This window comes from Pseudotenacibaculum haliotis (genome assembly GCF_042684245.1).
Taxonomy (GTDB): Bacteria; Bacteroidota; Bacteroidia; order Flavobacteriales; family Flavobacteriaceae; genus Polaribacter; species Polaribacter haliotis_A.
In genome coordinates this window covers 102,476-115,436 of sequence record NZ_JBHULH010000012.1, presented here as the reverse complement: position 1 = coordinate 115,436, position 12,961 = coordinate 102,476, and the positions used below count along the sequence as shown (strand labels likewise).

11 protein-coding genes and 1 tRNA gene are annotated in these 12,961 nt (G+C 33.9%); 4 read left to right on the top strand and 8 right to left on the bottom strand.

Annotated features, from left to right (window positions below):
* Genes ACFSRZ_RS15000 through ACFSRZ_RS14990 form a run of 3 tightly spaced genes read left to right on the top strand, consistent with a single transcriptional unit; the run spans position 1 to position 4,375 of the window.
* Positions 1-2,244 carry a Z1 domain-containing protein gene (locus tag ACFSRZ_RS15000; RefSeq protein ID WP_379667388.1) on the top strand — a complete coding sequence of 748 codons (2,244 nt, stop codon included), beginning with the start codon at positions 1-3 and terminating at the stop codon, positions 2,242-2,244.
* 8 nt (positions 2,245-2,252) lie between these two features.
* Positions 2,253-3,410, top strand: coding sequence for a restriction endonuclease (locus tag ACFSRZ_RS14995; protein ID WP_379667387.1), 1,158 nt, complete (start codon positions 2,253-2,255; stop codon positions 3,408-3,410).
* Positions 3,407-4,375 (top strand): PD-(D/E)XK motif protein, encoded by a 969-nt coding sequence (locus tag ACFSRZ_RS14990; RefSeq protein WP_379667386.1) that lies wholly within the window; start codon positions 3,407-3,409, stop codon positions 4,373-4,375. The genes ACFSRZ_RS14995 and ACFSRZ_RS14990 overlap by 4 nt, the downstream gene beginning before the upstream one ends.
* A gap of 339 nt (positions 4,376-4,714) precedes the next feature.
* Here the strand turns inward: ACFSRZ_RS14990 and ACFSRZ_RS14985 are convergent, their stop codons facing one another.
* Entirely contained in the window at positions 4,715-5,221 is a 507-nt protein-coding gene (locus ACFSRZ_RS14985) for a hypothetical protein (protein ID WP_379667385.1), read from the bottom strand.
* A 68-nt stretch (positions 5,222-5,289) separates the two neighbouring features.
* Here ACFSRZ_RS14985 and ACFSRZ_RS14980 point away from each other — a divergent pair, with 68 nt between their 5' ends.
* Positions 5,290-5,517: a helix-turn-helix domain-containing protein gene (locus ACFSRZ_RS14980; RefSeq protein ID WP_379667384.1), complete on the top strand. Its 228-nt coding sequence runs from the start codon at positions 5,290-5,292 to the stop codon at positions 5,515-5,517.
* Between the two features lie 2 nt (positions 5,518-5,519).
* On the opposite strand, the gene ACFSRZ_RS14975 is transcribed toward ACFSRZ_RS14980, so the two are convergent.
* The 7 genes from ACFSRZ_RS14975 to metH all read right to left on the bottom strand — a co-directional run bounded on the left by ACFSRZ_RS14975 (position 5,520) and on the right by metH (position 12,823).
* Positions 5,520-5,948 (bottom strand): hypothetical protein, encoded by a 429-nt coding sequence (locus ACFSRZ_RS14975; protein ID WP_379667383.1) that lies wholly within the window; start codon positions 5,946-5,948, stop codon positions 5,520-5,522.
* Positions 5,949-5,954: 6 nt separating this feature from the next.
* Positions 5,955-7,163 (bottom strand): tyrosine-type recombinase/integrase, encoded by a 1,209-nt coding sequence (locus ACFSRZ_RS14970; RefSeq protein WP_379667382.1) that lies wholly within the window; start codon positions 7,161-7,163, stop codon positions 5,955-5,957.
* Positions 7,164-7,336: 173 nt separating this feature from the next.
* A tRNA-Asp gene (locus ACFSRZ_RS14965) sits at positions 7,337-7,410 on the bottom strand.
* Between the two features lie 119 nt (positions 7,411-7,529).
* Complete coding sequence (locus tag ACFSRZ_RS14960; RefSeq protein WP_379667381.1) at positions 7,530-8,453, bottom strand: DUF58 domain-containing protein; 924 nt, start codon at positions 8,451-8,453, stop codon at positions 7,530-7,532.
* An 88-nt stretch (positions 8,454-8,541) separates the two neighbouring features.
* Complete coding sequence (trxA, locus tag ACFSRZ_RS14955) at positions 8,542-8,859, bottom strand: thioredoxin (protein WP_379667380.1); 318 nt, start codon at positions 8,857-8,859, stop codon at positions 8,542-8,544.
* A gap of 225 nt (positions 8,860-9,084) precedes the next feature.
* Positions 9,085-10,038: a methylenetetrahydrofolate reductase [NAD(P)H] gene (gene metF / locus ACFSRZ_RS14950; RefSeq protein ID WP_379667379.1), complete on the bottom strand. Its 954-nt coding sequence runs from the start codon at positions 10,036-10,038 to the stop codon at positions 9,085-9,087.
* A gap of 106 nt (positions 10,039-10,144) precedes the next feature.
* Entirely contained in the window at positions 10,145-12,823 is a 2,679-nt protein-coding gene (metH, locus tag ACFSRZ_RS14945) for a methionine synthase (RefSeq protein ID WP_379667378.1), read from the bottom strand.
* Positions 12,824-12,961 lie beyond the last annotated feature (138 nt).

The following is a 12,961-nucleotide window of genomic DNA, read 5'->3' as shown; positions in this document are numbered from 1 at the left end:
ATGAGTCGGATAGAAAACATAAATGCTATAAATAATGAGTCTGGGAATCAATCTTGGGAGCCAACATTTGGAGAAGAATCAGAAAAATTATTAAGTAAGGTATTTGGAAATGATTTAGAGTCTAAAGAAAAAGTAAAAGAAGAGACCTATCACATTATGAAATTATGTGGTAATCCTAATTATGAGACAAATGATGATACTGGTTTAGTATTTGGTTACGTACAAAGTGGAAAAACATTATCCTTTACGACTCTCACTGCGTTAGCTAGAGATAATGGATATCAAATGGTAATTGTTATTGCTGGTATTTCTACCAATCTAGTCAATCAATCTTTCTCTAGATTACAAAATGATTTACAGGTAAATATTGGCTTTCATAGAAAATGGGTAATGTTAAAGAACCCACAAGACCCATATAAAAATCCACAAGATAAGAATACCATAACTAGAGAACTAAGAAGTTGGAAAAATGATAGTGCCCCTGAAAGCTTAAAGAAGACAATTCTAATAACAGTAATGAAAAATTCTAGGCACTTATTGAATCTAATATCAGTATTGAGGCAGATTGAACTAGAAAATGTTCCAACGTTAATTATAGATGATGAAGGAGACCAAGCTAGTATGAACACCTTTGCCAGTGCAAATGCAAAAAGACAAATCAATGGAGAGGTTCTTAGTGATTTCCAAATGAGCACTATTTACAATAGAATTAGAAGTCTAAAATCTATATTACCACATCATACATTCATTCAGTATACGGCAACACCTCAAGCACCTTTGTTTATAAACATCATGGATAATTTATCTCCTAACTTTATTCAACTCTTAACTCCTGGTGATAAATATACTGGTGGCATGGCTTTTTTTAGAGAACACCATTATATTATTAGAGCTATACCATATAATGAAATAGATTCAGAAGATAATCCAATTCATGAAGCTCCTGATTCCCTTTTAGAAGCGATGAGAACATTTTTCTTAGGAGTAGCTGTGGGTAATATAATAGGAGATGCCAAAGGCAACCCTCGAAATAGAACCATGATGGTCCATCCTTCAAGGCTTGTAGATGAGCATAGCACATATTTTAATTGGGTTAATATGGTAAAATCCCAATGGGCAAAAATATTGCTAGAAAGAGGTGATAATGACACTTCAAAAATTCAGCTAATCAGTCAATTCCAAGAAGCTTACAAAGATTTAAAAGACAATGTTAGTGATTTGCCTTCGTTTGATGACATACTTATTAATCTAGGGCATTACATTAGAAGTACGGCAGTGGAAGAGTTAAACTCTAAAGCAGGCAGCTTAGTTGATTGGGGAAGTAATTATTCTTTCATACTAGTAGGTGGACAAGCAATGGACAGAGGTTTCACTGTGGAGGGTCTAACTGTAACCTACATGCCCAGAAATAAAGGGGTGGGAAATGCTGACACGATTCAACAAAGAGCTCGGTTTTTTGGATATAAAAAAGATTATATAGGCTTCTGCAGAGTTTATCTTGATGATGAAAATGCACATCTTTTTAGTGAATATGTTGACCATGAAGAAGATATCAGAAACAAACTACTACATCATAAACTCTCAGGCTTACATCTCAATCAAATGAAAAGAGAGTTTGTGCTGAATGAAATGTTTAAACTGACGAGAAAAAATGTTCTTTCAGATGATTTAGAGAGAAATAAGTTTGGAAATGCTTGGATGAGAGTTAAAGCCCCACATGATACAGATTTTATTATTGAAAATAATAGAAGAGTCTATGAAGAGTTTTTAAACAAATACTCAAATATCTTTTCTGAAGATGATGGACATGCTAATAGAACTGAAGAACAAAAGCACCTACTAGCTAAGATTTCATTAAAAGATGTTTACGAAGATTTAATTAGCAAACTTAAATATACAAGACAAAGTGACTCAAGTGCATATACAAGCTTAAAAGCTGTAATAGCATTGTATTTAGATGAATTTCCTCCAGAAGAAAGTTATATTTATTTAATGAAAAAGGGGGATATCAGGAGAAGAAGACTAAATAATAAAGGAGAGATTCTCAATCTTTTTCAAGGGAAAAACCCAAGAACTGGTGAAATAATTTATCCTGGTGACGACAGAATAAAACAAGAAAATCATGTTACAATTCAAATTCACAATTTAGAACTCAAGGACACTGATTACAAGAATGTCATTTCTTTAGCTATCTGGATACCTGATAGACTATCAAAATCTTTGGTAAAAATCAAAGGTCAGTAAACAGTTCTATGGATTATAGCTACAAAATAGGACACACCTACATTGACAAAGGAGGTACATCAAATCCAGAGGACCAATTTCTGAGATGGATTAATATAGATGGTAGTGGTATGAGAAACGCAGATGGTATCAGAGCATTGAATTATGTAGACAAAAAGTCAGATTTTTTACCAGCATATATGATTCTCGTATCGCATGATATAAAAAGGATAGGTAATCCCTGGGAAGACATTGTTGATTTTAATACTTCTTTGATAAAATATTGGGGTGATGCTAAATTTCATCCGAAACTTGGATATCAAAGTTTTCGAGGGAATAAAAGACTTTTACAAATATGGCACGCAATACTAGATGGTAATAAAAAACTTATTCCACCAATTCTTCATTTTTCAAAGCCTAGAAAAGGTGTGGTTAAATTTAACGGTGTTTGTAGTCTTACCAATCTAGAAACTACTTGGTTCGAACAAAAAGGCAATCCTGTAAAAAATTACAGATGTGAATTGACAATTTTGGATATTGAAGAAGTTGAAATTAGTTGGTTACACTATAGAGCTAGATGTGAAGATTTGAGTAAACTGAATGATAGTGCACCTAAAACTTGGAAAGATTATATTTTGGGGAGAACCAGGAAACTTGATATTTGGTCTAAAAGCATATTGAGCAAAGAGAATCAGTTACCACCCGAAAAAAGTAAAGAATCTGGAATTTTATTGCAATTAAATCAACTCCAGCCCACACAATTTGAAGCTGTTGTTGTTGAATTATTCAAGAACCTCCCTCATGTGAGTCATAAAATTGTAAGAACTAGGCCAACAGCTGATGGAGGATTTGATTTTTTTGGTCAATTTACTATTCCTTATCCTATTAAATATGAGATTGATTTTTTAGGTGAAGCTAAAAAATTTGCAAAGAACAATGCTGTTCAACCTAAACACGTATCCCGTCTAGTAGCAAGACTTAATAGAGGGCAATTCGGAATATTTGTAACTACATCTTATTACACGAAGCAAACTCAAAAAGAAGTCTTAGAAGATGGGTATCCTGTCAAGCTTTTTTCAGGAATTGACTTGGTTAACATAGTACATGAACTAAGACTTGTCGATAACGGAAAAATAAAAAAAGAATGGCTAGAATCTGTATTCCAAAAAATGAAGATTAGTAAATGAAAATTGAGAAAGAATTTGATGAATTACCTATACCTAATAGTGCAAAAGAGCATTCCTATACTGCTTTTAATGTAAACGAATATAGTCATATCAAAATTGGAAAAGATTCAAAAGAGAACCCAAGTCTATTAATTTTTTTACCTAACCAAAAGGATAATTTTAAAGTTTCAAAGTATAAACTTTATAATTTAAAAATCACTCATAATCTTGTTTGTGAAGTAATTACAAAAAACAAAAGAGAAGAGCATGTTTTCTCACTAATTAGTTTTTCAGGAGATGACATTGAGCTAAAAAAATATTTTATTAGAATTTGTGAAATTTTGATTCCTACTCTGGGTGCACAACCCGATAAAAATAAAATCACAGTTACTGTAAATAAGTTTATCGAACTTTTTAAAGCTTTAAAAGAGCCTCCTCAAAAAACATTACAAGGCTTGTGGACAGAACTATTCTTAATCCATCAATCTAATAATCCAAAAAAATTAATAAAAGCATGGCATACTATGCCTGAAGAGAAATATGATTTCAGCTCAGAAAAATTACGTATTGAAGTAAAGAGTTCTAGTACTGGTACAAGAGTTCATTACTTTAGTCTGGAACAACTCAATCCTCCCTCAAACTGTAAATTATTTGTTGTTTCAATACTTGTAAATGTTCTATCTGGTGGAATAAGTATTGAGGAACTAGTAAATGACATATCTAAGAAACTCAGTGATGATACTGAGTTAATTGAAAAACTAAACTTCATAACATACTCTACAATTGGTAGTGAATTAAGCAAAATAAAGAACATTTGCTTCGATTATGAAGCTGCCGTTGAATCACTCAAAATTTATGATTCAGAGGCTATCCCTTCAATTCAAGATATTCCTAGTAACATTTTTGAAGTGAAATTTAAATGCTCACTACAAAATATCGAGCCTTCAAGTGAGACTATTTCTAGCTTAGTAAATAATTTTATGTAGATAAATTTAGTTTATCAACGGCCAGATTGCCAAGTTTATTTACAAGAAAAGTTTAAGATTTATTAATAACCTAATTACTGTCTTTACAGTACTTTCATTTTAAACAGATAATCTTCCGAAGCAACTAAAATGAGGTATTACCTCCTTCTGGTATAATATTGTTCCATCTTGATTGTATATCCATTCTTCTTTTAAATAAGCAATCCATTCAGTGTTATAACTGATAATAACTTTATAATATAGTATATCTTCATCAAAAGTTTTAATCACTTTGCTTCTTCCTGAATAAACTATCTTTTGATATATCATGTAAAAAAACTTGGCATCTTGGCTAATATTTTATTGGTTCATATCCTTTACTACAAAACCATTAATCTTTCCCAACTCAATAAATGCTTCTTTGAAGTCATTTTTTTCTAATGAAAATTCGGAAAAGAACATCTGAATCTCATTAAAATCTTGATTATTCTTGATTCCTCCAATTCTAAATAAACCCTTTGTAAAGAATCTATTATCTACAGACATTTTCAATTTTTTCACTTTATCCTCAGTCACTATTTCAACATCTTTTATAGCTCTATAGTCTATCAAATAAGCTGTCATTATGGTTTTGCTAGAGAATACAAAAAGCATCAACTTTTTTCTATCTGACTCTGGAAAATCCTTATCTGTGATTTCTTTGATTACTTCTGGATAAGGATTAAAAATGATTGATTGTTGAACCTTATTATCATTCAGTAATACTTTTGCCGTTTTTACCATTATCCAGTCTTCAACTTGTTGGCTGGTTTGACAATAAGATGTTATTGTAATAAATAAGAATAGCTTTAAAATAATTTTTTTCATATTCAAAAATTTACAGTTGACATATATGTTAACCTTTTAAACAAATATATAAAGTACTATTGACTTATATGTCAATAGATAGAGATTTAATAAAAATTCAAAAAGCTTTTGGTGAAAGAGTTAGGGAACTCAGAGTTAAAAAAGGCTTGTCTCAATTTGACCTAGCAAGTCATTGTAATTATGAAAAATCTACAATATCCAGAATAGAGAATGGAAGGACAAACATTACTTTAAAGACAGCATTAAACTTATCTTCCAAACTCGAAGTGAAACTAAAAGACCTTTTCGAGTTTTAGAGTTATTGCTTTATCCACTCTCTCAAATCTTTATAATTGTCGTTGTAACTACCTTCGTCAATCTCATCAAAGTCTGAAAATAAAATATCCCAAACAAAGTGAGTATTATGAGCACCATAAACTACAAAATGAAATTCTCCAGTAGCTCTTTTAATAATTGTGCATTCAGAATAGAAAGGAGGAATTTTATTCAGCCCTTTAAAAATTTCAAGTGATTTTTGATATGTATAGGCTATGAATCCAGAAGATATTTTCTTTTCATAAAAATTTAAAATTTCAATTTTAACCCTAAAAATTTTTGATGCCACATATTTAACTCTCATAGGTTCAGAATCAATCTCCATAACCTTACAAGGAATCACATAGGTGTCATCTTCAAGATATTCATTCCATCTTTTTCTTGGTCTAGACTTTAGTAAATCATATTCCATAGTAAACTAATTTTTATCCAATATACGTGATAATTTACCAATCTCCATACTAACTCTTTGTTGAATTATTTTCCCATAATGTTCTTGGGTTGTCTGTAATTTAGAATGACCTAACAGTTTAGATACTATCTCCATAGGAACATTATTATACAGCAAAACAGTTGTTGCAAAAGTCTTTCTAGCGATATGATGAGTAAGCCTTTTTGTTATTCCAATTTTTTTAGCAATGACTTTTAAATGAGAATTAAAGTTAGGATTAGATATCCTAGGGAATACAAACTCATTTTCTCTTTGTTCAAAATCCTTTAAAATATCTTTTGCTTTAGGTAATAATGGTACTTTATAACTCCTTCCTGTTTTCTTTCTTTTAATTATTAACCATAATTCACCGTCAAACTCTTCAGACAAATCACTCCATTTTAAATTAGACATTTCCTTAAAACCAAGGCCAGTGTAACAACAAAAAACAAACAATTCTTTTACTAGCTGTATTCTGGTATCACTAAAATTCGTTTTCTCTAATTTATCGAGTTCTCTAACTGATAAATAAACTACTTCTTTTTTGATTCTTTTAGCTTGATACAACATAAAAGGGTCTTTTATTAAATAATCATTTGCAATTGCATATTTAATGACTCTCCTAAATCTTTGTATTACTTTATTAATAGTACTTTGCTGTAATTTCTTTACAGTTTTAAGAAAGTACTCAAACTCTTCTAAAAAATTACTTTTAAGTTCTTTTAAGAGGATATCTTTGCTCTTAAAATTGTAGATTACAAAGTCTTGTAAATGAATTCCTGATTCCAAGTATTTCGAATAAGTTACCTCTTGAATATCTATCCCTACAAGTTTTTTCAATCTAACTGAATGCTGATTATAAATCTCAATCACTCCAAAATCTTTTTTGATTGTCTCTCCCTTGTACTCTGAATAAACATCAATAACATCAAATTCTTGTTTCTTGGATTTCATCAATAAAAAAGCCTGATAGATTTCATTTCTTATCAGGCTTAGTTGATTATTCAGATTCTTGTATTTTATGAGTGGTGAAGCATTTTGCTTTCTGCTCTTCCAATGATTAGGGTTAACAAATAGCCCTGTGGAGAACTCTTTTCTTTTTCCGTTAAATGTGATTCTACATTTTAAAGGACATGTATTTTCTTTGTTCAATCTTACTTTATTTAGTAAAAAGAGTATAGATATCTTATCATTCATAGCTTTTGAATTATTAAATAAGTGTGTTAAAATTCATGTACACCTTTTTGTACACCTTTTTATCTTTTAATTATGTGAAACTGCAATTTTGAAGAGATAATAAAGAAGTAGGCTCAACCCTTGTAAAATATAGGAATAAAAAAAAGAGAAGCTATTTCTAACTTCTCTTTCTGCGGTCTGGACGGGACTCGAACCCGCGACCCCATGCGTGACAGGCATGTATTCTAACCAGCTGAACTACCAAACCGTTGCGTTAAGCGGATGCAAATATAAATGAGTTTTTTGTTTTTGCAAAGGAAAAAAGAAAATTATTTAAATATTTTTTCACCCCTATAGTCCCTCCTCAAGAATAGATATAGGGAGGTGTTAGACCATTTTCTGTCTGCTCAAGAAATAACTCGTTAGTACTTGACTGAAACCCACTTGAATATCTACAGGAACATAGTCTATTTTGTATTGCAAACACTTGTTGCGTAGCTCTTCAAAATAACGATCCACCAATTCTTTGTAATGTTGTTGAATGTTTTCGCTAAACAAATTGACTTCTTCTCCGGTTTCTACATCTACAAATTTTTTAGGTGCATTGTCAAAATCAAAGTTTAACTCTGTTTTTCCGTCAAAGGTGTGAAACAAAACAACTTCATGCTTGTTGTATTTTAAATGACGTAGTGCTTCAAACAATTCTTCCTCGTGTTTGTCAGACTGTAACATATCAGTAAATAAGAAAATAAGTGATCGTCTGTGAATCTTCTCTGCGATCTCATGTAAGTACTGATAGGTTTCTGTAGTAGCTTTCGAAGTTGCGCTAAGTAAGTTTTCTAATTGGTGAAGTACCATTTTTCTGTGTCGGTCACTTCCTTTTTCTGGCGCATAGTATTCGTATTCATCGGAATAAATACTCAACCCTACTGCATCTCGTTGTCGTTTCAACACTTCCATCAAACAGGCTGCCGCCACAGCAGAAAACCCAATCTTATTTAACGACTCCAAACTTTGCTTTTTTACCACAGGATAATGCATGGAGGCTGAATTGTCTATAATGATATGGCAACGCAAATTGGTTTCTTCTTCGTACTTCTTTGTGTACAGCTTTTCTGTTTTGGCAAAAAGCTTCCAATCGATATGACGTGTACTTTCTCCTTTGTTGTAAAGCTTATGTTCTGAGAATTCAACCGAAAATCCGTGAAACGGACTCTTGTGCATTCCGGTAATAAATCCTTCTACGACTTGACGGGCCAAGAGGTCGAGGTTTTTGATCTCAGAGATTTGTATTTGCGAAAAATCGATCATGGTTACCGAAAATAGAAAAAGGTTTGACCGTAGCCAAACCTTTTTTGTTTCAATTTTGTTAATTCCGCTTCGGGCGGATCATTTCTGCTTAGGATGCGTCGTTGATCTTTTGCTCATACACAGATTTAGGAGCTACTCCTACTTGCTTGTCTACTAACTCACCTCCTTTAAAGATCAATACAGTAGGAATGTTACGTACACCGTATTTTGCAGCAAACTGTTGGTTTGCATCTACGTCTACTTTTCCAATTACTGCTTTTCCTTCGTAGTCATTACTTAACTCATCAACGATAGGAGCTAACATTCTACAAGGTCCGCACCATGCAGCCCAAAAGTCAACCAATACAGGCTTATCTGAGTTTAATACTACCTCTTCAAACGTTGCATCTGTAATTTCTAATGCCATGATATTATCTTTTCTAAAATTAATTCAAATTATATGTTACAAAAGTAATTAAATATTTCGCCTTTCCTAATGCTAAAAAATTACTTTTGGTTATGAGTCTATCAAGTGAGTCTATCCTTACAATCAAGTAGCTCGCTGAGTTAAAGTTTTTCACCCCTATAAGTCCCCTCAAGGAGACAATTAATTTCCTTCCTTCAAGGAGGAACTAAGGGAGGTGTAATTTTTCTAAAATACTGCCTCAGCGATGGCTTGAATATTAGACGATTTTCCCATCGAGTAATAGTGTAATACAGGAACTCCGGCTGCCAATAGTTCTTTAGATTGTTGAATACACCACTCGATTCCTACTTGACGAACGTCCTTGTTGGTTTTACATTTTTCTACTGCCGAGATAAGATCTTCCGGAAGATCGATCTTGAATACTTGAGGCAACAATTGCAAATGGCGTTTTACTGCTACCGGCTTGATTCCCGGAATAATCGGTACATCAATTCCTATTTCTTTGGCGGCATTTACAAATTCAAAGAATCGTTGGTTATCAAAAAACATTTGAGTTACCACATAATCGGCTCCGGCATCTACCTTTTCTTTCAAACGTTTCAAGTCTGTTTTTAAAGATGGTGCTTCTATATGTTTTTCCGGATATCCTGCTACACCAATACAAAAATCGGCTTTGTTGTTTGCCTCTATCACATCGTGCAAATACTTTCCTTGGTTCAGGTTTTGGATTTGTTCTACCAATCCTTTTGCGTAGGTATGTCCTCCGTTGGAGGCTTCAAAATACTTTTGGTGACTCATGGCATCTCCTCTTAAGGCCATCACATTTTCGATTCCCAAATAATGGCAATCTACCAGTAGATATTCGGTTTCTTCTTTGGTAAATCCTCCACACAATACATGAGGCACGGTGTCTACATCGTACTTGTGTTTTATAGCCGCACAAATTCCAACTGTTCCGGGACGCATTCTGGTGATCTTACGATCTAAAAGTCCGTTCTTTTCAATGTACACATACTCCTCACGAGAGGTGGTTACATCAATAAACGGAGGATTGAACTCCATTAACGGATCGATGTTGTTATACAACTCTTGAATGCTATTTCCTTTCTTGGGAGGAATGATCTCGAAGGAGAACAAAGTTTTTCCTCCGGCGTTTTTGATATGTTCTGTTACTTTCATTTTACTTTTTCTGTCACTGCGAGTCTCAATCCTTTGAGATAAAGCAGTCTGTTTTGAGATTACTTCTCATGCTAAAGCATGATCGTAATGACTCATTTCTTTCTTTTTAATTATCAGCAATTGTGGGATGTAACCACTTTCTTGCTTTTTCTAGGGTGATATGTTTTCTTTGAGCAAAGTCTCGTACTTGATCATCTGTGATCTTTCCAAGTCCGAAATAACGAGCTTCTTCATTGGCAAAATAGTATCCTGAAACTGCTGCTGCCGGCCACATTGCCAAACTCTCTGTAAGTTTAACTCCTATTTGTTCTTCTACATTTAATAGACTCCAAATCGTTTCTTTTTCCAAATGATCCGGACAAGCAGGATATCCCGGTGCCGGTCTTATTCCTTTGTACTCTTCTTTGATCAGTTCTTCATTGCTCAATTCTTCAGAAGCTGCATAGCCCCAATGTTGTGTTCGTACTCGGTAATGTAAATATTCTGCAAAGGCTTCTGCAAAACGATCGGCTAAGGCTTGTGCCATGATAGCATTGTAATCGTCTTGCTGCTCTTTGTATTGATCTGCCAATTCATCGGCTCCAAAAATAGCAGTACAAAAAGCTCCCATATAGTCTTGTCTTCCGGTTTCTTTAGGCGCAATAAAGTCTGCCAATGCAATGCTTGGTTTTCCTTCTCGCTTTTTCAACTGTTGTCGCAAGGTTCTGAATACGGCTACTTCTTTTCCTTTTTTGGAAATTGAAATATCATCATCGTTAATGGTATTGGCTTCAAACAATCCGAAGATCGCTTTGGGTTTTAAAGACTTTTTTGCAATGATATCTTGCAACATTTCTTGTGCATCTTTATACAAACTGGAAGCTTGCTCTCCCACAACTTCATCTTCTAAGATGTTTGGGAATTTCCCATGCAAATCCCAGCTTCTAAAAAACGGACTCCAATCGATAAAAGGCACAAGCTCTTTTAAACTCAATTGCTCTAGTGTTTGTACTCCTAATTCTTTGGGTTTTGAGATTAGCGATTGCTCCCAATCAATAGATAGCTTTCGTTCTCTTGCTTCTTCTATAGTGATATAGGCTTTTGTTTTTCCTCGTTTTAAGAATTTCTCACGAAATTCTTCATAGTCTTTTTTTAGTTTGACTACGTATTCATTCTTCGTGCTTTGATTTAGCAGATCTCCAACAACAGTTACGGCTCTTGAAGCATCGTTTACGTGTACTACTGCGTTTTTGTACTGAGTATCGATCTTTACGGCGGTATGTGCTTTTGATGTTGTGGCTCCACCTATCAATAAAGGAACATCAAAATTCTGACGTTCCATCTCTTTGGCTAAATACACCATTTCATCCAGAGATGGTGTGATCAATCCACTCAATCCAATAGCATCTACATTCTCTTTTTTGGCTGTTTCTATAATCTTTTCAGGAGGCACCATCACTCCCAAGTCTACAATCTCATAATTGTTACATCCCAAGACTACAGATACAATATTCTTTCCTATATCGTGTACATCTCCTTTTACGGTAGCCATCAATACTTTTCCTAGACTTTGTTGGGTATCTCCTTTTTCTGCTTCGATAAACGGATTCAAATAAGCCACTGCTTTTTTCATCACTCGAGCCGATTTTACTACTTGTGGCAAGAACATTTTTCCGCTTCCAAACAAATCTCCTACTACATTCATTCCATTCATCAAGTGCCCTTCAATTACCTTCAAAGGTCTATCTACACTTTGCCTGGCTTCTTCTGCGTCTTCTTCAATAAAGGCATCAATTCCTTTTACTAAGGAATGTGTGATACGTTCTTGAAGTGTTCCGTTTCTCCACTCTAACGCTTTACCATCATCTACTTTTTTCTTTCCTTTTACGGTTTCTGCAAAATCTAATAAACGTTCGGTAGCATCGTCTCTCCTATCGAGAATTACATCTTCTACATGTTCTAACAGGTCTTTCGGAATATCGTCATACACTTCCAACATGGTTGGGTTTACAATTCCCATATTCATTCCGGCTTGAATAGCGTGGTATAAGAATACAGAATGCATGGCTTCTCGTACTGTATTGTTTCCTCTGAATGAAAAAGAAACATTACTCACTCCTCCACTCACACTTACATGGGGTAAGTTTTCTCGTACCCAACGTGTAGATTCTATAAAATCGATGGCATTTTTTCGATGTTCTTCCATTCCGGTAGCAACGGGGAAAATATTTAAATCGAAAATGATGTCTTCCGGCGGAAAATTAACCTTGTCTACTAAAACTCTATAGGAACGTTCTGCAATTTCTATTCTTCGTTCATAGGTGTCTGCTTGTCCTACTTCATCAAAAGCCATGATGATCACAGCAGCTCCGTAACGTTTTATTTGTGTGGCTTCCCAAATGAACTTTTCTTCTCCTTCTTTTAAAGAGATAGAATTGACCACACATTTTCCTTGCACTACTTGCAATCCGGCTTCTATGATCTCCCATTTAGAGCTATCGATCATAATGGGAACACGACTGATATCGGGTTCGGCAGCGATTAAGTTTAAAAAGCGAACCATCGCTTCTTTTCCATCAATCAGACCATCATCCATATTGATATCAATAATCTGTGCACCTCCATCAACCTGATGTCTGGCTATAGCTAAGGCTTCGTCATACTTTTCTTCTTTGACCAATCGTAAGAACTTACGAGACCCTGCTACATTGGTTCGTTCTCCTACATTGATAAAATTACTTTCGGGAGTAATGATCAAAGGCTCTAAGCCTGATAAGCGCATGTATCTTTTTTCTTCTGTTTTCATTTTCTATTCTATTCATTTTGTCTTGACACAAAACGAATCAAAAAGTCAAGACTAACAAGTCTTTTTCTAAACTTTACGATTTGATTTCTAAAATCTCACTAACTTCTTTTGATTCAAAATCAAAATTCATCACAAACG

What these genes read in the sequence shown, in the direction of transcription:
- ACFSRZ_RS15000 (WP_379667388.1), top strand. Translation starts at nt 1, where the DNA reads ATGAGTCGGATAGAAAACATAAATGCTATAAATAATGAGTCTGGGAAT.
- ACFSRZ_RS14995 (WP_379667387.1), top strand. Translation starts at nt 2,253, where the DNA reads ATGGATTATAGCTACAAAATAGGACACACCTACATTGACAAAGGAGGT.
- ACFSRZ_RS14990 (WP_379667386.1), top strand. Translation starts at nt 3,407, where the DNA reads ATGAAAATTGAGAAAGAATTTGATGAATTACCTATACCTAATAGTGCA.
- ACFSRZ_RS14985 (WP_379667385.1), bottom strand. Translation starts at nt 5,221, where the DNA reads ATGAAAAAAATTATTTTAAAGCTATTCTTATTTATTACAATAACATCT.
- ACFSRZ_RS14980 (WP_379667384.1), top strand. Translation starts at nt 5,290, where the DNA reads ATGTCAATAGATAGAGATTTAATAAAAATTCAAAAAGCTTTTGGTGAA.
- ACFSRZ_RS14975 (WP_379667383.1), bottom strand. Translation starts at nt 5,948, where the DNA reads ATGGAATATGATTTACTAAAGTCTAGACCAAGAAAAAGATGGAATGAA.
- ACFSRZ_RS14970 (WP_379667382.1), bottom strand. Translation starts at nt 7,163, where the DNA reads ATGAATGATAAGATATCTATACTCTTTTTACTAAATAAAGTAAGATTG.
- ACFSRZ_RS14960 (WP_379667381.1), bottom strand. Translation starts at nt 8,453, where the DNA reads ATGATCGATTTTTCGCAAATACAAATCTCTGAGATCAAAAACCTCGAC.
- trxA (WP_379667380.1), bottom strand. Translation starts at nt 8,859, where the DNA reads ATGGCATTAGAAATTACAGATGCAACGTTTGAAGAGGTAGTATTAAAC.
- metF (WP_379667379.1), bottom strand. Translation starts at nt 10,038, where the DNA reads ATGAAAGTAACAGAACATATCAAAAACGCCGGAGGAAAAACTTTGTTC.
- metH (WP_379667378.1), bottom strand. Translation starts at nt 12,823, where the DNA reads ATGAAAACAGAAGAAAAAAGATACATGCGCTTATCAGGCTTAGAGCCT.